The following is a 19,492-nucleotide window of genomic DNA, read 5'->3' as shown; positions in this document are numbered from 1 at the left end:
GGAAGTCTTTGTGACTACATTTACCCAATAAGGAGAGAATAAGATGTCTATTATTACAGATATTTATGCACGCGAAGTTTTAGATTCACGCGGTAACCCAACTGTTGAAGTTGAATTGTACACGGAAAGTGGTGCAATGGGCCGTGGAATCGTTCCTTCAGGTGCCTCAACTGGTGAACATGAAGCCGTTGAATTACGTGACGGTGACAAGAGCCGGTACCAAGGTAAGGGTGTTACCAAGGCCGTTGACAATGTCAACAACCTTATTGCTAAGGAAATCGTTGGTTACGACGTTACTGACCAAATTGCCATCGACCAAGCAATGATCAAATTAGATGGTACTCCAAACAAGGGTAAATTAGGTGCAAACGCCATTTTGGGTGTTTCATTGGCTGCAGCCCGTGCTGCTGCTGACGAACTTGAAGTTCCCCTTTACAACTACTTAGGCGGGTTCAATGGCCACGTCTTACCAACACCAATGATGAACGTTATCAATGGTGGGAAGCACGCCAACAACAAGGTTGATTTCCAAGAATTCATGATCATGCCTGTTGGTGCCCCAACCATTAAGGAAGCCGTTCGTTACGGTTCAGAAACATTCCATGCTTTGAAGAGCATCTTAAACGACCGTGGTTACTCCACTGCCGTTGGTGACGAAGGTGGTTTTGCGCCTGACTTGAAGAACAACGAAGAACCTTTTGAAATTCTTGTTGAAGCCATCAAGACTGCTGGTTACGTGCCTGGTAAAGACATCGCCATTGCCTTTGACTGTGCTGCTTCAGAATTCTACAACACAGAAACAAAGAAGTACGACTTAGTTGGTGACGGCAAGAGCTACACTGCCGCAGAATTCACTGACTTGTTGGAAAGCATCGTTGACAAGTACCCAGTTGTTTCAATCGAAGATCCTCTGGATGAAAACGAATGGGAAGACTGGGCAACCTTGACAGAACGTCTTGGCAAGAAGGTTCAATTGGTTGGTGACGACTTGTTCGTTACAAACACTGACTACCTTGCTAAGGGGATCAAGATGGGCGTTTCTAACTCAATCTTGATCAAGTTGAACCAAATCGGAACGTTGACTGAAACAGTTGCAGCCATTGAAATGGCCAAAGAAGCCGGTTACACGGCCATTGTTTCTCACCGTTCAGGTGAAACTGAAGACACAACCATTGCTGACTTAGTTGTTGCAACTAACGCCGGCCAAATCAAGACAGGTTCATTGAGCCGTTCAGAACGGATCGCTAAGTACAACCAGTTGATGCGGATTGAAGACCAATTGAACACAACTGCTGAATACAAGGGCATTCACTCATTCTACAACTTGAGCGAACAAGCTCGTAACGCCATCCTTAGCAAGTAATTCTTGCTGAGATGAACGTTAAAATGGGTACGGAAATTATTCCGTACCCATTTTTTTGTGGCAGACGGGTTATTTGCAAAGAAATGATAAAAATAAACGTTTTTCGCTACTTTCGTTTACTTTGTACACCTATACTGAATAAGCGTGATGAGGGGGCGTAAATATGTTAACAAAACGAGAAGCGGCTAAACAACGAGCCTTGCTAGAACGGGTCATGACCGTTGTTGCTAGGGATGGCTTTCAACAATTGACCATGAACCAGCTGATCACCATTATGGGGGTTTCGCGACGGACAGCGTATAAGTACTTTTCGTCCAAGGAAGCGGTGATCAAAGCGGTCGTTGACGTGTACCAAACGTACATCAATGACTTTGATTTGCCGAAACTTGATGGCGATGACGCCAATTTTTTCCGTCAGTTTCAGCTTTTATTTGACCAGTCGCTGACGATTGCACGGACGGTGTCACCGGTGTTTTTGGCGGATCTTCACCAGGCAGATGAAGCATTAACGCGTAATTTACAGGATGTGTTGGCAGCGCAGCAACAACAGGCCGTGTTTTATTACCAAACGGGGGTGACACGGGGGCTGTTCCGTGACTACAATTGGGACGTACTGTTACTGCAAGACCAAACGATGATCCGTGCATTGCTCGATCAACAATTTCTTCTGCGTCATGACATCACGTTAACAGGTGCGCTCATGACGTACTACGAAATGAAAAAAGTACAATTATTACAGCCGGAACAGTTAGCAGTTATTGATGACCAGCCGGTTCGGTTGATCATTGAATACTTTGTTAATGAGTACCAGCGAACGTTTTTATAGGGGGCGATAGCGATGAGTGAACGAAAAGGGCCTGTTCTGGATGCCACACGGGTCAAAACGGTGATTACGGGAATTATGGTCGGGTTGCTGACGGGGGTCGTGGTCAGTGCCTTTCGGTTTGGAATTGAACAAAGTCTCCGCTTGGTCAAAGCAAGCTACGGACTGATGCACCAGCAGCCATGGTTATTAGTTCCGTGGATCGTGGGGATGATCCTTTTGGGTGGCGCAATTGCGTGGCTGGTAAAAACGAGCCCGCAAATCAGTGGCTCCGGGATTCCCCAGGTTGAGGGGCAACTAACGGGTGAGTATCATGCACCATGGTGGCCGACGTTGTGGAAAAAGTTTGTTGGGGGTCTCTTGGCGATTGGTTCCGGAATGATGTTGGGACGAGAGGGACCGTCCATTCAGCTTGGCGCTACTGTGGGTCAGGGCTACGCGACGCTTCGTGGTAATAGTGCAGCCGATCAACGGGTCGCATTGGCAAGCGGTGCCGCCGCGGGTTTAGCCGCCGCGTTTAATGCGCCGATTGCGAGCACGCTGTTTGTCTTGGAAGAAATTTATCATAACTTTTCACCGCTGGTGTGGTTAACGTCACTGACTAGCGCGGTTGTGGCTAACTTTGTTTCATTGCTTGTTTTTGGTCAGGTGCCGGTCTTGCACATGGCTTACGCACAAGCATTACCACTACATGACTACTGGGTGTTGGTGGGCTTGGGTGTTGTGCTCGGCCTCCTTGGCCGGGTGTATCAAGCCGTGCTGTTGCGGCTGCCAAAATGGTACGCAATGTTGCGCGCCCCACGGTCATTTGACGGGGTGATCGCCCTGTTACTAACAGTGCCGATTGGGTGGTGGTGGGCTAGTGTCCTGGGTGGCGGAAACGCCGTCATTCTTAACCTTGCCCAGTCGCGCCAGAGTGTGGCATTACTGTTGGCCCTCTTTACCGTTCGTTTTATTTTTTCAATGGTTGCGTATGGGTCCGGTGTGCCCGGGGGCATCTTTCTCCCAATTTTAACGTTGGGGGCCATTATTGGGGCGGTGTACGGCCAGGTCCTGATCAACTGGGGAATCCTGCCACAAGGTTACCTTGTGAACCTGATTATCGTTGCCATGGCGGGGTATTTTGCGGGAATCGGGAAGGCACCCTTTACGGCCATCCTGCTCATTACGGAAATGGTGGGTTCCCTTAAACATTTGATGCCATTAGCGGTTGTCTGTTTGGTGGCGTACATTACGGTCGATGTTTGTGGTGGGGCGCCCATCTATGAATCACTGTTACATAATTTATTGGCGCCAAGTGTTGAAAGACCAACCGGGGCACCTGACCGGCTGGAAGTTCCTGTTTTTGCTGGAACAGCACTGGTTGATCATGAGGTTCGTGAGATCGCGTGGCCGGCAAACGCGTTATTAATTGGGATTCGGCGTGGTGAAGGCACGTTGATTCCCCATGGTGATACCATTGTTCGTGCGGGTGATACACTGGTGATCACAACACAACATGAGAACCGGGCGTTTATCCATGATGCAATCTTAAAACTAGCGGAACAGACTAGTCCGCGAGCAGAGGATTAGCCGTCAAAAACTGGTAATTTCAAGTAAATTATGGTAAGTTTATTTAGACAAACCGCACGTTTTGAATGGGAGGAACCGTTTTGTACAATTTCTTGTTAACTGCACTGGTTGTTATCGCAATCATTATTATTATTGCAGTCATGATGCAACCCACAAAAACGGATGATGCCCTGGGGGCTTTATCCGGGGGCGGTGCAAACGACTTATTTGCTCAACAGAAGTCACGTGGTTTCGAAGGGTTCATGCAACGGGTCACCGTTGTTTTGGGAATCCTGTTTTTCGGAATTGCTTTGGCGTTAGTTTACTTGTACGCACACAAGTAGGTTGCTTTTTGTGACCACTAACACCATTTCGTGATGACGGCCTGTTTGTGCGTGATCTTTTTGTGGCGTGCATTCATGGACGGTAGGCTGGGCGGTTAACCCAGCCTTTTTTGATGCCTTGAAGGAGGAATGCGTACATGACGGTTCATTTTCGTCGGCCAGAACCACTGTTCATTGAAGCTGGCCCACAGGCGGTAGTGTTACTCCACGCCTATTCAGGAAGCAGCAATGATATGGGCATGATTGGTCGCGGGTTGGCGCGGGCTGGTTACACGGTGGCCGCGCCCATCTTTACTGGTCACGGCACCCTGGATCCCCGTGACGTTGTTACAGCAGGCACTCCGAGTGCGTGGTTAGCCGATGCACAACGGGCGGTGGCGGATCTCCGTGATCGGGGCTACCACCAGATCGCGGTGTTTGGCCTGTCCATGGGTGGGCTGTTTGCCACACGGTTATTGGAGTTAGACGCAGACCTTGTTGGTGGCGGCACGTTTGCCTCACCGGTGGTTCAGGTTGGGCCGACAAACGTGCCCGCCAGCTTTTTGACCCTGAGCAAACAGGTGTATGCACGGACAACGTTAAGTTCATCGGAGCAACAGACCCGGTTAGCATGGTTGGCAGAACATGAGCCGACTCAGCTTCGGACACTTGAAACGTTTGTTAAAAATGAGGTCGTTCCTAACTTGGGAACCATTACACAGCCTGTGTTTGTGGCGCAGGGAACGGGCGATGAAATGATTGACCCAGCCTGTGGTCCCACGTTTGCACAGGCGCTTCATGAGGTGAACGTTACCGTTGACTACCATGAATACGCACAGGCGGGCCACGTTTTGACCGTTAATTCAGCCCACAAGGCGTTACAAGCGGATGTTTTAACCTACTTACAGGATATTTTTAGTCATTAATAACAATTAAATTGAGGTAATTATGGCAGATAGTAATTTACAAGAACAAATCATGACACAATTAAACGCCCACCATGGTGACGCGTTTACGGCGGCTGAAATTGGCGCCGCCCTGAATCAAACGGAAGCAGAATTCACCCTGACGGTGCAGGCACTCGCTGGTCTAGAACGCACTGGTAAAGTCAGCGTCACAGAGGGCGGCAAGTGGACGGCCGTGACTACGGATGGCCCACTTTCTGGGATGTTCCATGGGAACGATAAGGGCTTTGGTTTTGTCGGCTACGCTGATGACCAACCAGACGCCTACATCAACTCAGACCACACCAAGCACGCCATGACCGGTGACACGGTGGAAATCAAGGTGTTACGGCCAGCAGCAAAGGGCTCAGACCGTGGCCCTGAAGGTGAAGTCACGAAGATCGTTGACCGGCACTATACCCAAGTTGTGGGTGAATTTCGGTCAAAACGTGACGCAAAGTTACCAACCGTCATTGGGGAAGTCCTGTTAAAGGATAAGAAGCTCGGGAGTTACACGTTTGATGTGCTTGACGGTGGGATCACGCCGGTTGATGGCGACGTCGTAACCGCTGATGTGACGGCCTACCCAACGGATCAAAATCCGCAATTATTGAGCGGACTGGCAACGAAGGTCATTGGGAATGCTGATGAACCTGGGATCGACATCCTTCAAATCGTGTACGCACATGATGTCCCATCCGAATTTCCTCAGGAAGTTATGGATGAAGCCAATGCGATTCCTGATACGGTGCAGGACGCTGACCGTGCTGGTCGTGTGGACATTACGGACCAACCACTGGTCACCATTGATAGCATTGAAAGTAAAGACTTGGATGATGCCGTTGTCGTTGAAAAACTACCTAACGGGCATTACCGCCTTGGCGTTTCCATCGCGGACGTGAGTTATTACGTGAAGGAAGGCTCAGCCTTAGATAAAGAGGCTTACAAGCGGGGCACCTCCGTGTACCTGACGGATCGGGTCATTCCAATGTTGCCAAAGCGCCTTTCAAACGGGATTTGTTCCCTGAATGAAGGGGTCGAACGTTTATCAATGACCTGTGATATGGAAATTGATGAAACGGGTAAAATTGTGAGCCACGAACTGTACCCAAGTGTGATGCGGAGTCACGCACGGATGACGTACAAGGCGGTTAACAAGATTTTGGAAGCCCATGATGCGAAGACAATGGAACGTTACGATGACCTTGTTGGGATGTTTGAAGACATGGGTGCGCTTCACCGGATCTTGACCAAGAAGCGGCACCAACGTGGGGCCATTGATTTTGACGCACCAGAAGCAAAGATCATTGTGGATGAAAATGGTCACCCAACGGACATCGAACTGCGCGAACGGGGCCTGGCAGAACGGATGATTGAATCGTTCATGCTGGCTGCTAACGAAACTGTGGCAGAACACTTTGACCGTTTGCACGTGCCATTCCTTTACCGGGTGCACGAAACACCAGATGGTGATCGCGTTAAGAAGTTCTTTGACCTTTTGAGCGTCTTCGGAATTACCGTTAAGGGTGACCCGAACAACTTGAAGCCAAAGATGTTACAGACGGTCTTGAAAGAAGTCGCTGGGACACCGGAAGAACAAATGGTGCAAACCATGATGCTCCGGTCCATGAAACAGGCGAAGTATTCAGACGAACCGTTGGGACACTTTGGGTTGGGGGCAGAGTACTACACGCACTTTACGTCACCAATTCGGCGGTACCCAGATGACATGGTTCACCGGATGATTCGGTGGTACGGTGCGCAGGGAACGGGTGATGACGCGAAGGCGAAGTACGCCGCAGAATTACCACAGATTGCAAAGGATACGTCGGAACGTGAACGGCGCTCAATTGACACGGAACGGGCCACTGATGACATGAAGAAGGCTGAATACATGGCCGATCGTGTCGGTGAGGACTTTGATGCCGTGGTCAGTTCTGTGCTGAAGTTTGGGATGTTCGTGGAACTGCCAAACACGGTTGAAGGACTGGTTCATATTTCTAACATGAAGGATGACTACTATAGCTTTGATGAAAGTCATCTGGCATTGATTGGGGATCGGCACCACCACATCTTCCAAATTGGGCAACCAATTAAGGTTCACCTGGAAAAGGTCGATAAAAACGCTGCTGCGGTGGACTTTACGATTGTTGATCCACAATCAGCACCTACGACAGATATCCGGGTCCCACATGAGAACCGTGGTAACGGTGGCAACCGGCGGAATGGTAATGGCGGTGGTAACCGGAATGGACACGGGAACCGGAACTTCCATAACAACGCGCGTCGTGATGATAAAAACGGCGACAAGAAGACGAACCACTACCAAAGCAACCGGAACCGTGCGGGCCGTGGTGGTAAGCCAACCGTTCATTCAAATCAAAATCACAAGTAACCGTTTAATAACGTTATTCGTGGAGGCGTGAAGATGGTCAAAAAGAAGCCAGCGACAAACGATGCGTTAGCTAATAACCGGAAGGCACGTCATGACTATTCAATTCTTGAAACCTACGAAGCTGGAATCGAGCTGACTGGTACGGAAATTAAGTCCGTACGGGCGGCACGCATCACGATTGGTGACGGCTTTGTTTCAATTAAAAATGGTCAAGCGTACCTGATGAATGTCAATATTGCCGAATTTACGCAGGGGAACCGGTTTAACCATGATCCGTTACGGACACGGCGGTTATTACTGCACAAGAAGGAAATCGGCAAGCTTTTGGCGGCAACGGCCCAAAAGGGGATGACAATCGTCCCACTGAAGGTTTATATCAAGCATGGCTTTGCTAAAGTCTTGATTGGTGTTGCCCAGGGGAAACACGCGTATGATAAACGTGAAGCCCTGAAGAAACGTGATCAACAGCGTGAAATTGATCGCGAGTTGGCACGACGTTAACGTAATCGATGAAATCATAAAAGGGCCATTGATGGATTATCCATCAATGGCCCTTTTATTCATCTTGCAATCAATTTACCCACAAAAAAAGCCATCCAACGACACCACTCGAAGGACGGCTTTTTGATTTAATGGTTTAGATTACCATGCGTGATGTGCTGCCCAGTATGAAGCAGCAGCTGACCATGAACCGTAACGGGCGATGGCGTATTGTGATGCAACAGCTTCTTGGTTAGCGGCAGAGTAGTCACCGTTTAACTTGTCAGCACTTAATTGGTATTTACCAATGTACTGACCGTTAGTTGCGGTGTATGAACCACCAGATTCACCAGCAGCGATGTACGCCTTAGCAGCGTCATCTGAAGATGAGCTAACAGTGGTTGTTGAAGCTGAGCTCGTTGTCGTAACGGCTTGTGTCGTTACAGTTTGGGCAGGGGCTTGGCTAGCAACAGGGGCTTGAGAAGCGGCCTGGCTAACAACAACGGGTGCTTGTGAGGCAGCAGGTGCCTGTGAAGCAACGGAAGCTTGAGAAGCAACAACAGAAGTTGCTTGTGAAGCAGGGGCTTGGCTAGCAACAGATGCTTGGACAGGTGCCTGTGAAGCAGTTGCTGTTGAAGTTCCGTCAGGTAACGTTAATGTTTGACCGACGTAGATTAAGTTACCACCATTAGTCAAAGCGTTAGCGCTCACGATGGCATCGATTGTTGTGTTGTTTGCTTGTGCCAATTCTGAAACTGTGTCGCCGCTCTTAACGGTAACATTTGTGTCAGCGTTGGCAGCGATTGTACCGACAGCAAGTAAAGCACCGGCACTAACAGTTGATAATAAAAGTTGTTTGATTTTCATGTAGAAAGTTACACTCCTATATATTGTGTGGCATCGCAGCTAAAGGTGGCGATGCGCTTGGCATCCCCCTCACGAGGATTCGTGGCTGGGGGTGTTGTTCTCTCAAACAACGATGCTTACTATACAGTGTTCAAATAACATACAAATACCGACGACATTACAAAAACGGGGAAGTTTGTCATAAAACGCGGATTTTGAAATATTTTGTAATATGTAACCGTTATAATTGCTCTGAAAGGGCTATCATTGCCGATAATTGAATTTTAGGATGCCCTATAAAACAGGTGTTTTTTCTGAAAAAGTCGGTTGGCATACCGATTTTTGGGCAAAAAAACGCCACACAGTGATGTGTGACGTGGCAATGCGGGTTATTTTTCTCGATATTCGGGTCGAAGGGCTTTGGGTTCCCTTGCTAAGCGAAGGTTGCGATTATGGGTCAGACGGCGAGCGTGTTGGTTTGCCCAGCGATTCATAATCGCAGCAATCAGCAGACAAACCGGTTCAGCAGAGTGGTTGTTCACGCTTAGCTGATCGTAGGCGCCGTCGTCACCAGTTACCGGGCGCATGCTGGCAACGACGTGAGTGCCGTGATAAATCTTATATTTACCGGATGCCAGGTTACCCATGACCACCCAATTCAGGCCGCGAATGTACACAACCTCGCGCCAAAAGCCGATTGATCGAACCACGGCACCAACTTCTTTTCCATTATAGTAAAGTGCAAACTTTGGCATGATGCCTAAAGAAAGTTGCTTTGCTTCTGCAAGGACCGCGCCGGTTGGTGTTGACGCTGACATTTGCGCACGTGACCAACCAAACTGACCGGAAAGCAGGTAGAGCGTTTCATGATCAGCGGAAAGAACGGGGCGAATGCCGTTAAGTAAACCTGGTGTTTGACGAATGTATAGTTGTCGCATGATGGTTAACTCCCCCAAAATGACGGTTATAACAAAATGACTCTGGCCACATTGTAACACGGGGAGCGGATGGGTCACGGTCAAAGTGATTCTTTCTATATATAATGAAGTGTGAATTTATTTTATCGGGGAGGTCTGCTACAATAATCGTTGAGGTGGAGCGAATGAAACCGTTTATTCATAATGACTGGTGGTCCGTCTTGGAACCTGAATTTGAACAGGCGTACTATCAGGAGTTACACAATTTTTTGAAGCAAGAGTACCAAACGCAAACCATCTATCCAGAAATGCACCATATCTTTGCGGCGTTTGACTGGACACCGTTTAAAGACGTCAAGGTCGTTATCTTGGGGCAAGATCCGTACCACGGGCCTCACCAGGCGTGCGGGTTAAGTTTTGCCGTGATGCCCGGTGTCCCGGTGCCACCGTCACTCGTTAACATCTATAAGGAACTGAATGATGATTTGGGAATCGCTCCAGTGAATCATGGTTTCTTAAAGGCGTGGGCTGATCAGGGCGTTCTGTTACTGAATTCTGTGCTGACGGTTCGCGACGGGCAGGCGTTTTCTCACGCCCATCACGGGTGGGAGCAGTTAACGGATACTGCAATTCGAAAACTATCTGAACGTGAAGAGCCGGTGGTCTTTATTTTATGGGGTCGGGCTGCTCGTGATAAGATTAAGTTAATTGATACGCATAAGAACATTGTGTTGCAGTCAGCACATCCCAGTCCGTTGTCTGCGTATCGTGGTTTCTTTGGTTCTAAACCATTTTCCAAAACTAACGAGGCCCTCATTGCGATGGGTGAAACGCCCATCAACTGGCAACTACCAGCGACGGCCTCGTTGGCTGATCTTCAAAACGTGTAAGTGACAACATTGATGATAATTGGAGGAACAACACATGGATTTGTTTGATAGCTTAAAGGATAAAATTGGTGGTCAGAATAAAACAATCGTCTTTCCTGAAGGGGAAGACCCACGGATTCTTGGGGCGGCCATTCGCCTCGCTAAGGAAGGGCTAGTGAACCCAATCGTTTTGGGGGACACAGCTGCCATTGAACAGACGGTTGAAGACAATCACTTCGATGCCAGTTCATTGCTGTTATTGGACCCAGCCACATACCCAGCAGATAAGCAAAAGGACATGTTGGACGCCTTAGAAGAACGTCGGGGCGGGAAGAATACCCGTGAACAACTGGCCGAATGGCTTAAAGACGTGAACTACTTTGGGACAATGCTGGTGTACATGGATCAAGCTGACGGCATGGTGTCAGGCGCCGTGCACCCAACTGGTGACACGGTTCGCCCAGCCCTTCAGATCATCAAGACAAAGCCAGGTGTTAAACGGATTTCCGGTGCGTTTGTGATGCAAAAGGGTGACGAACGCTACATCTTTGCTGACTGTGCCATCAACATTGAACTGGATGCAGCCGGCATGGCAGAGGTTGCCATTGAATCTGCACACACCGCTAAGGTCTTTGACATTGATCCAAAGGTTGCCATGCTGAGCTTCTCCACAAAGGGATCAGCCAAGGGCGAGATGGTGACAAAGGTTCAGGAAGCCACTAAGTTAGCTAACGAGCAGGCACCTGATTTAGCCCTTGATGGTGAGTTACAATTTGACGCCGCCTTCGTGCCAAGTGTTGGTGCGTCAAAAGCGCCGGGGTCAAACGTGGCGGGCCATGCAACGGTCTTTGTCTTCCCTGAATTACAGTCTGGAAACATTGGCTACAAGATTGCGCAACGGTTTGGTGGCTTTGAAGCCATTGGCCCCATTTTGCAAGGGTTAAATAAACCAGTTTCTGACTTATCCCGTGGGTGTGACGAAGAGGATGTGTACAAGGTTGCCATCATCACGGCCGCACAGTCGCTCACGGTTGATTAATTAATGATGTAAAGGACACACGTAATCGCGATTCCATAGCCGGGGCAAACGCCTGACTGGGGTGGCGATTTCTTGTCTTAAACCCAAAATGAATGTGAGGTGACAGGATGTTAACCATTACAACAACGACGGATGAAGCGACGCAGGCTGTTGGTGCCCAGTTGGCCCCATTATTGAGCGCTGGCGATGTCATTCTTTTGGACGGTGACCTGGGCGCAGGGAAAACGACGTTGACGAAGGGGCTCGCTACTGGATTAGGCATTAAGCGGCACGTTAAGAGCCCAACGTTTACCATTATTCGTGAATACCAGGACGGTCGGCTCCCGTTGTACCACATGGACGTCTACCGGTTAGAACAGGGCGGCGGTGATGAGCTTGGCCTTGATGAATATTTTAATGGCGATGGGATTAGCGTAGTGGAGTGGTCACAGTTTGTGGCCAGTGAACTACCTGAAACCTACCTAATGATCCACATGACCAGGGATGAAGAAAACATCGATCGTCGGACGCTTCAGCTTGAGGCGCACGGTGCTCACTACGATCAAGTTCTACAGCAAATGGGGGATGAAGCGCATGAGTGATGAAGCAACGGTTGATATTCGTCCGGTGACGGTGGCAGACGCCGCCACCGTATTGTCATTATTAGCAGCACTACAAAAGGAATCGACAACGTTTACGGCGGATGAACGCCTCGCCGAATTGACGGAGACAGAAGAAGCAGCCCAGTTAACGGCCATTTCAAACTCCACCATCAATCATTTAATGGTTGCCGATTATGGTGGTCAGCTGATTGGGATTGGCAGCATCATTGCTAAGGATAACGCTGTCGCTGAAATTGGGGTGGCGGTGTTAAAGGATTACTGGAATGAGGGTCTTGGCTCTGCGCTGATGGAAGAAATGCTCTACTGGGCTAAAACAGCCAGTGAGTTGACCCACATTGTATTAACGGTCCAGCTTGAGAATACCTATGCCAAACGGTTGTACCGTAACCTTGGCTTCAAGGTCACAAACTCAATGACGGTGAAGAATGCCGTTGGCGATGAGGTGCCAGCTCAAGAGATGACGTTAATCGTACACCATCTGGATCACGAATAAATCACTGCGATATCACAGTGATAAGAGAATAATCGAAAAAAACGACGCTGTTGTCCAAGAAAGTTTGGGAAACGGCGTCGTTTTTAGGTGTGCTGAGCAGAATAAATCACGGATTAAGCTAGTTTAACAAATGGTTTTAAGGCAGCGGCCCCAAATTGCTGATTTTGGTAAATCAAAATGTTCGCACAGGCAAGACTATCATCCAACGCATTGTGGTGGTGTTCCAAGTCAATGTGGAGGGCGTCACTCACCGTGTTTAGTTTGTGATTCGGAAAATCAGGGAAAAACTGGCGGCTTGTTTTGACCGTGTCCAGTGTGAGGTAGTGCACGGGGGCCAATTCATAGTGGCTAAGCGTGCTTTTCAGAACACCGTTATCAAACGGTGCGTTGTGGGCAACAACCAGTTGGTCATTTGTATAAAACTGGTTAATGTGGGGCCAAATTTCGGGAAACGTTGGTGCGTTTGCCACATCGCTGGTGTGAATGCCGTGAATCTGGGTGTTCCGCCAAGAAAACGGAACATCTGGTTTGATGAGCGTGTAAAATTCATCCACGACCTGATCGTCGCGAACAACAGTCAAAGCCAACGAACACGCACTGTAGCGTTGCGCGCTGGCCGTTTCAAAGTCCATTGCAACAAAGTTCATGACGGTGATCCTCCAATAAATAATGATGTCGCTAGTGTAACGGGTTCAAGCGGCACTGTAAAGTGGTGGCGCCTGTGCTAATGAAGTGGTGTGGTGGTGAGTTGCACGGGGCAATGGTCCGAACCCATGACGGTGTCTAAAATGGTGGCGTCAGTGAGGTGATCCACAAATGACGTGGAGACTAAAAAGTAGTCAATCCGCCAACCGGCGTTTGTTTGCCGTGCATGGAACCGGTAGCTCCACCATGAGTACTGTCCCGTGGCGTCTGGATAAAAGTGCCGGAAACTGTCCGTAAAGCCTGCGGTGAGGAGGTTCGTGAAGTTCTTTCGTTCAGTATCCGTGAAGCCAGCCGTTTCATGGTTTCTGGCGGGATTTTTCAAGTCGATTTCATGGTGGGCAACGTTTAGATCACCGCAAATGATGACCGGTTTTTCCGCCGCAAGTGTTTGAAGGTACAACCGAAATTTTTGATCCCAGTCATCACGAAAGTCAAGGCGTTTTAAACCCTGACCCGCATTTGGTGTGTAACAGGTGACAAGGTAATAATCTGGGTACGTTAGCGTGATCACCCGGCCCTCAGTGTCATCTTCTGGAGCGGTAAGGCCATTATGAACAGCCAATGGCTCGTGTTTTGTAAAGATGGCGGTGCCAGAGTAGCCCGGCCGTTCTGCATAATGCCAATACTGGTAATAACCAGGAAGGGCAACGGTTGCCTGATCAGCCTGCAACTTTGTTTCTTGAATACAAATGGTATCGGGGGCCAGCGCTAAAACCGTCTGTTCAAAGCCCTTTTTTAGAATGGCGCGAAGACCATTAACGTTCCACGAAATGAAGTTCATGAGTGCCGCCTAGCTTTCATTATAAGATAAGTTGAGTTTAGCACACTTTTGCTGGAAAACTGATCAGAGAGTCATGGTGGGGCAAATGGCAAATTCGTGGTAGAATGACAAGGTATTTGCAATGCTAAAAGTTTAATAATGGAAGAAATTAACAGGTGACATGATGCAACAAGTAGATTTACAGATGGCGTTTGAACAAAGTGATGTTAAGCAAAATGAGCCACTGGGCCATTACACCAACACGAAGACGGGCGGACCAGCTGACTGGTTAGCCTTTCCCAAGACACGTGCGGAAGTGGCTGCACTCGTAGAATTTGCCCGCGACCATGACATGCCGTTAACGGTGATTGGTAATGCAAGCAACCTCATTGTCCGTGATGGTGGGATTCGGGGGTTAGTGCTCATTTTGACGGAAATGAAGCAGATCCAGGTGACTGGAACCACCGTTCAGGCGGATGCCGGGGCGGCACTGATCGAAACGACCGAAGTTGCGTACCAACATGGCCTGACGGGGTTTGAATTTGCCGCCGGAATCCCTGGGAGTGTTGGGGGGGCCATTTTCATGAACGCAGGCGCGTATGGTGGCGAAATCAAGGATGTTGCCGTGACGGTGGATGTGTTGACCCGTGATGGGGAATTTAAGACGTACCCAGCGGCAGAGATGGCATTTGGCTACCGTCATAGCTACGTTCAGGAGACTGGTGACATCGTTTTGGGTGCCAGTTTTGAACTGACCGCTGGTAATAAGGCAGCCATTCGCGCACAGATGGATGATCTGAACGGTCGGCGGGCTGCTAAACAACCGTTGGAGTATCCTTCGTGTGGGTCTGTGTTTAAACGGCCAACGGGCTACTTCGCTGGGAAACTCATCATGGACAGTCAGTTACAGGGCTACACGAGTGGGGGCGCCCAGGTGTCCACGAAGCATGCGGGCTTCATTGTGAACGTTGGCGGTGCAACGGCAACGGATTACTTAGCCGTTATCGCGCACGTGCAGGAGACCGTTTTTGAAAAGTTTGGCGTTCACCTGGAGACCGAAGTTCGGATCATTGGTGATGAAGACACATTGTGATTAAAAAAGTAGCTGGCGGAACACCTTGTCATTGGTGATCGGCCAGTTTTTTTGTATCATTGATGTAAGAGAATTGATGAAGAAAGAATGTGAATGCCATGAACATTATTGAAGCGGTGATTGTCCTGGTGGTGTTGGTGCTCTTATCTAACGTCCTGGATCATTACCTGGAGGCAATCCCGGTTAGTTTGATCCAGGTCACCATGGGGCTTTTATGGTCCGTTATTTTTCACATCACCATTCCGTTAGAGACAGACTGGTTTCTACTATTATTTATTGCCCCCTTACTGTTTAATGATGGGCGACGTTTTCCCAAACGGGAGTTATGGACGTTACGCGGCCCCATCTTAGCGAACGCTGTTATTCTCGTGTTTTTAACGACGCTTGTGGGTGGCTGGCTCTTTCACCTGATTATTCCAGGCCTGCCATTAGCGGCCGGATTTGCGCTGGCGGCCATTTTATCGCCAACGGACCCGGTGGCGGTGACGTCCATTGCGGAGCAGGTGGAATTGCCCTCCTCAATCATTCATTTAGTGAGTGGTGAAAGTTTAATCAACGACGCGAGTGGGTTGATCGGATTTAAGTATGCCGTTGCCGCCGTTGTTACCGGTGCCTTTTCGGTGTGGTCCGCAGCGGGCGACTTTTTATACACCAGTCTGATGGGACTAGTGGTTGGATTTGCCGGCATGACCTTACTGCAAATGTTGCGTGAGGTTTGGAGTCGGTCGGGGATCAAAGATCCGGTCTTTAACACGGTGCTTCGCCTTATGAGCCCGTTCATTGTTTATCTTGGTGCGGAGGCCGTTCATGCGTCTGGTGTCATCGCTGTGGTGACCGCCGGTGTGTTGGTCCATGTGTCTGAGAACCGGGTTGCAGAGGACGTTCCAGAGCAACAGTTACTGACTGAGCGGACCTGGGACATCGTGGTTTACGTGCTCAACGGAATCGTGTTCATTATTTTGGGTGATGAACTGCCCACCGCAATGAAGGCGACCATTGCCGATCCACAAACAGGGACGTGGCGGGCACTGGCCTATGTTATCGTCGTGTGGGCAATTTTATTTCTTTTACGGTCACTCTGGATCTATGTTTATGCCCGGCTTGATGAGTTAAACAATCGCTGGCACCACCATTCAGCCAAAACGGAACCGGTCACCATTAAAACGGCCATTGTGTCTGGGTTGACGGGTGTTCGTGGGGCGATCACATTAGCCGGTGTTTTGACGTTACCGGTGACCATTAACGGGGGCGCAAAGTTTCCTGAACGGTCACTCATCCTCTTTGTTGCGGCAGGCGTCATCATCGTCAGCCTTGTGGTTGCAGCGATTGCATTACCAATCATCAGCCGCCGAAACGTGTTGCTGCTGACCCGGGGGAGTCAATTGGATGTTTTAGAGGAGCACGTAGCTGACAGTGAGCAGGATGATCCGGCAACCACGACGGCCCGACCGCCACTAATGACAAGTGATGAAGCCAAAATGTACCTTGCTAAAACAGCGGTGCGGACCGTCGAATCATTGCGGCGGGCGGATAATCAGCGGGCGGCTTACGATTTGATTCTTGATTACCAGTACATCGTGCGGCAATTGCAGTTGCGAACACGGCCTTCCACTGAAGTGCAACAAATGGTGGCATTTGAAATTAAGATTCGGCAGCTGGGGTTACAGGGTGAACTCGCCCGGTTGCATGAACTGCATCAACAACACCAAACGAGCGGCTGGAATTACCGGTACTACCGCCGACAGATTCAGCGACGACTGACGGAGCTTGACCGTGCTCACCATTTCGAACCGTTGCCATCGTGGCACACCGCCCGGCGGTTGATGCGCCATGCGCTTCGCCGGCTACGGATTCTATTAACAGGGAATGATATGGCAGGCTTTGAGGCGCAGCGGGTATTGATCCAAACGGAATTGGCGAAAGCCGCAATTGGTAAGTTATCCCGGTTCTTTAAGGCCCATAACGGTAAGAAAAATGCTCAGCAGCGGCAGAGCGTTTATCACCTCATTGTCCACTATCGGTACCGGATCGAGCGGCGCCAACCAGCAGTGAAGGGGAATCCGGCGCACCGGGCCCACTATGATGATAACCTGCGGGTCTTACGGATCCGGGCACTGGCCGCTGAACGGCTGGCGATTACGGAACTTGTGGACGCAGACCGGATCAATCTTGCAATGGCAGCGAACTTGCGGCAGTATGTCAATTACTCAGAAAATGTTTTAATGCTGGGTGAGGACTTACCAACGGAGGCACCGCACTAAGGGCCGTTAAATCTGCTATACTTACTACTGATTGATCTTTAGGAGGATGGACAATGACATTTGATCCCAGTAGTTGGTTAACGTGGGGTAACGTCGCACGGTTATTGGATGTGCTGGTAATCTGGTTCGTCATTTACGAACTGATCATGTTACTTCGCGGGACGCGGGCAGTGATGCTGTTTCGCGGTATTATCGTTATTATTGTCATTAAAATTGCCAGTTGGTATCTGGGCCTTGATACCGTTTCATGGGTGATGGATCAAATCATTAACTGGGGGGTTATTGCCCTCGTGATTATTTTCCAACCAGAAATTCGGCAGGGGCTCGAACGCTTGGGCCGTGGTTCGTTTATTCAGCGGGGTCATACGGCTTTTGATGATGAAGAAAAGTTAATTGATGCACTGGATACGGCGATCCAGTACATGAGCAAACGCCGAATTGGGGCGCTGATTTCCATTCAGATGGAAACAGGGCTTGAGGAGTACATCGAAACGGGGATTGACCTGGATGCAGATGTGACCGGTGAATTACTCATTAATATTTTTATTCCGAACACGCCGCTGCATGATGGCGCTGTGATCATTAAGAACAATCGAATTGCCTCAGCAACGGCGTACCTGCCGCTATCTGACAGTAACCTGATTCCTAAGGAACTGGGAACTAGACACCGCGCGGCCGTGGGGATCAGCGAGGTGACGGATGCGTTAACCATTGTGGTCTCTGAGGAAACGGGGGAGGTCATGTTTACACGTCATAATGAGATGATGCGGGACCTTTCACGCGAAGATTACCTAAAGTACATGCGTAAACAACTGATTGTGGCAGAGCCCGATCGAAGCAACTGGCTGATCGACCTCATTAACCACGTTTTCAAGGGGGGCGAATGAAATGAGTAAATTCAATCGCTTCCTCAACAGTCGGTGGTTTTACCGGTTGACAGCGCTAGTGTTGGCGATTTTATTGGTGGCGTACGTTACCAGTTTTACCGGTAATGACACAAAAAATTCGGCCACTAGCCGGGTGTCCTCGTTGACATCAACGAAGACCAAGACCGTTTCTGTGCCACTTCAGGTGAACGTTAACTCAAACAAGTACTTTGTGACGGGCTATCCTGAAAACGTGAAGGTCAAGGTGACCGGACCAGCAGCGCTGGTGACGGCAACGACAAATACGCAAAACTTTACGATCAGTGCGGATTTAAGTGGCTTAGGCGTTGGTAAGCATAATGTGAAACTAACGGCCACAGGGCTGAATAAGGAACTGAGTTACCAAATTGAGCCAAAGTCGATCAACGTGATCATCGCTCACCGGAAGACGATCACGATGCCGGTGCACGTTAAGTATGATGCAAGTAATCTTGCCAGCGGGTACCAATTGGGGACACCAACGACATCGGTGACGAAGGTCAAGGTGACCGGGGCTACGGATGAAGTGAACCAGGTCAGCCAGGTGGTGGCGCCAATTAACCTGACGAAGAGTAGTACGACGGATGTTAATGAAAACGTTCAATTAGAGGCCCAAGATGCACTGGGTCGAACGGTTAACGTTGTGATGACACCAGCCATGGCAACGGTAAAAATTCCGATCAATTCTGATGAAAGCTCAAAGAAAGTGTCAATTGACTTCCAGCCAAAGAATGCGGCGGATGGGCGGTCTTACACGATTACGAGTGATGTAAACAGCCTTATTGCATACGGAACGAAGTCAGCCATTAGCAAGCTTAAAAATAGCGTGGTTGCCAGCGTTGACGTTTCGGGGTTACCATTAGGAACGACGAAGCAACAGGTGACGCTTGCACCAACCATAAGTGGCATTCGGAGCTACTCAGTGTCAACGGCAGACGTGACCATTCGCGTGACGGAGTCGACGGACGGCGAGTCGACGAACGCAAGTAGCGCCAGCAGCGCAGCGTCAGTAAGTAGCAGCGATAGTGCTGGCACCAGTTCGTCAACTTCAAGTAGCGCCAGCGAATCAAGTGCTGCATCAAGTAGTAGCGATAACGGCTCTTAAAGCCGACATGAAATGAGG

Annotated in this window: 19 protein-coding genes; 15 read left to right on the top strand and 4 right to left on the bottom strand. The window is 49.4% G+C overall.

Features of this window, described 5'->3' with window-relative positions; translation table 11 throughout:
- The first annotated feature begins 43 nt into the window (after window positions 1-43).
- The 7 genes from eno to smpB all read left to right on the top strand — a co-directional run bounded on the left by eno (window position 44) and on the right by smpB (window position 7,900).
- Window positions 44-1,363: a phosphopyruvate hydratase gene (eno, locus tag ACRYI5_RS04375; RefSeq protein ID WP_407879582.1), complete on the top strand. Its 1,320-nt coding sequence runs from the start codon at window positions 44-46 to the stop codon at window positions 1,361-1,363.
- 163 nt (window positions 1,364-1,526) lie between these two features.
- Window positions 1,527-2,189 (top strand): TetR/AcrR family transcriptional regulator, encoded by a 663-nt coding sequence (locus ACRYI5_RS04370; protein ID WP_448224414.1) that lies wholly within the window; start codon window positions 1,527-1,529, stop codon window positions 2,187-2,189.
- 12 nt (window positions 2,190-2,201) lie between these two features.
- Window positions 2,202-3,758, top strand: coding sequence for a ClC family H(+)/Cl(-) exchange transporter (locus tag ACRYI5_RS04365; RefSeq protein ID WP_407879586.1), 1,557 nt, complete (start codon window positions 2,202-2,204; stop codon window positions 3,756-3,758).
- An 80-nt stretch (window positions 3,759-3,838) separates the two neighbouring features.
- Entirely contained in the window at window positions 3,839-4,081 is a 243-nt protein-coding gene (gene secG, locus ACRYI5_RS04360; protein ID WP_407879588.1) for a preprotein translocase subunit SecG, read from the top strand.
- A gap of 137 nt (window positions 4,082-4,218) precedes the next feature.
- A complete protein-coding gene (locus ACRYI5_RS04355) occupies window positions 4,219-4,986 on the top strand; it encodes an alpha/beta hydrolase (protein ID WP_448224413.1) in 768 nt (255 codons plus the stop codon).
- Window positions 4,987-5,008: 22 nt separating this feature from the next.
- Window positions 5,009-7,399 (top strand): ribonuclease R, encoded by a 2,391-nt coding sequence (gene rnr / locus ACRYI5_RS04350; RefSeq protein ID WP_448224412.1) that lies wholly within the window; start codon window positions 5,009-5,011, stop codon window positions 7,397-7,399.
- 33 nt (window positions 7,400-7,432) lie between these two features.
- On the top strand, window positions 7,433-7,900 hold the full coding sequence (gene smpB / locus ACRYI5_RS04345; RefSeq protein WP_448224411.1) for an SsrA-binding protein SmpB: 468 nt from the start codon (window positions 7,433-7,435) through the stop codon (window positions 7,898-7,900).
- Window positions 7,901-8,041: 141 nt separating this feature from the next.
- Here smpB and apf read toward each other — a convergent pair whose 3' ends face one another.
- Window positions 8,042-8,746: an aggregation-promoting factor gene (gene apf / locus ACRYI5_RS04340; RefSeq protein ID WP_448224410.1), complete on the bottom strand. Its 705-nt coding sequence runs from the start codon at window positions 8,744-8,746 to the stop codon at window positions 8,042-8,044.
- Between the two features lie 368 nt (window positions 8,747-9,114).
- Window positions 9,115-9,663 (bottom strand): LURP-one-related/scramblase family protein, encoded by a 549-nt coding sequence (locus ACRYI5_RS04335; protein WP_407879598.1) that lies wholly within the window; start codon window positions 9,661-9,663, stop codon window positions 9,115-9,117.
- A 164-nt stretch (window positions 9,664-9,827) separates the two neighbouring features.
- Here ACRYI5_RS04335 and ACRYI5_RS04330 point away from each other — a divergent pair, with 164 nt between their 5' ends.
- The 4 genes from ACRYI5_RS04330 (at window position 9,828) to ACRYI5_RS04315 (ending at window position 12,645) form a co-directional block, all read left to right on the top strand.
- On the top strand, window positions 9,828-10,532 hold the full coding sequence (locus ACRYI5_RS04330) for a uracil-DNA glycosylase (RefSeq protein ID WP_448224409.1): 705 nt from the start codon (window positions 9,828-9,830) through the stop codon (window positions 10,530-10,532).
- A gap of 34 nt (window positions 10,533-10,566) precedes the next feature.
- Window positions 10,567-11,550, top strand: a complete 984-nt coding sequence (gene pta, locus ACRYI5_RS04325; protein ID WP_448224408.1) for a phosphate acetyltransferase — start codon at window positions 10,567-10,569, stop codon at window positions 11,548-11,550.
- A 107-nt stretch (window positions 11,551-11,657) separates the two neighbouring features.
- Window positions 11,658-12,131, top strand: a complete 474-nt coding sequence (gene tsaE / locus ACRYI5_RS04320; protein WP_448224407.1) for a tRNA (adenosine(37)-N6)-threonylcarbamoyltransferase complex ATPase subunit type 1 TsaE — start codon at window positions 11,658-11,660, stop codon at window positions 12,129-12,131.
- On the top strand, window positions 12,124-12,645 hold the full coding sequence (locus tag ACRYI5_RS04315; protein ID WP_448224406.1) for an N-acetyltransferase family protein: 522 nt from the start codon (window positions 12,124-12,126) through the stop codon (window positions 12,643-12,645). Before tsaE ends, ACRYI5_RS04315 begins: the two co-directional genes overlap by 8 nt.
- 113 nt (window positions 12,646-12,758) lie before the next feature.
- On the opposite strand, the gene ACRYI5_RS04310 is transcribed toward ACRYI5_RS04315, so the two are convergent.
- Together ACRYI5_RS04310 and ACRYI5_RS04305 are read right to left on the bottom strand one after the other, a co-directional pair.
- Window positions 12,759-13,292, bottom strand: a complete 534-nt coding sequence (locus ACRYI5_RS04310) for a 3'-5' exonuclease (RefSeq protein ID WP_407879608.1) — start codon at window positions 13,290-13,292, stop codon at window positions 12,759-12,761.
- A gap of 77 nt (window positions 13,293-13,369) precedes the next feature.
- On the bottom strand, window positions 13,370-14,131 hold the full coding sequence (locus ACRYI5_RS04305; protein WP_448224405.1) for an exodeoxyribonuclease III: 762 nt from the start codon (window positions 14,129-14,131) through the stop codon (window positions 13,370-13,372).
- Between the two features lie 163 nt (window positions 14,132-14,294).
- Between ACRYI5_RS04305 and murB the strand changes: the two genes are divergently transcribed.
- From murB to ACRYI5_RS04285, 4 genes are all read left to right on the top strand, one after another.
- Complete coding sequence (gene murB / locus ACRYI5_RS04300; protein WP_448224555.1) at window positions 14,295-15,203, top strand: UDP-N-acetylmuramate dehydrogenase; 909 nt, start codon at window positions 14,295-14,297, stop codon at window positions 15,201-15,203.
- Window positions 15,204-15,301: 98 nt separating this feature from the next.
- Window positions 15,302-17,464 (top strand): cation:proton antiporter, encoded by a 2,163-nt coding sequence (locus tag ACRYI5_RS04295; RefSeq protein WP_448224404.1) that lies wholly within the window; start codon window positions 15,302-15,304, stop codon window positions 17,462-17,464.
- A gap of 53 nt (window positions 17,465-17,517) precedes the next feature.
- Window positions 17,518-18,351 (top strand): diadenylate cyclase CdaA, encoded by an 834-nt coding sequence (gene cdaA / locus ACRYI5_RS04290; protein ID WP_407879616.1) that lies wholly within the window; start codon window positions 17,518-17,520, stop codon window positions 18,349-18,351.
- 1 nt (window position 18,352) lies between these two features.
- Entirely contained in the window at window positions 18,353-19,474 is a 1,122-nt protein-coding gene (locus ACRYI5_RS04285; protein WP_448224403.1) for a CdaR family protein, read from the top strand.
- Window positions 19,475-19,492 lie beyond the last annotated feature (18 nt).

Source organism: Furfurilactobacillus sp. WILCCON 0119 (assembly GCF_053471565.1).
The sequence above is the reverse complement of the archived record's forward strand: the minus strand, read 5'-3'. Positions and strand labels throughout refer to the sequence as shown.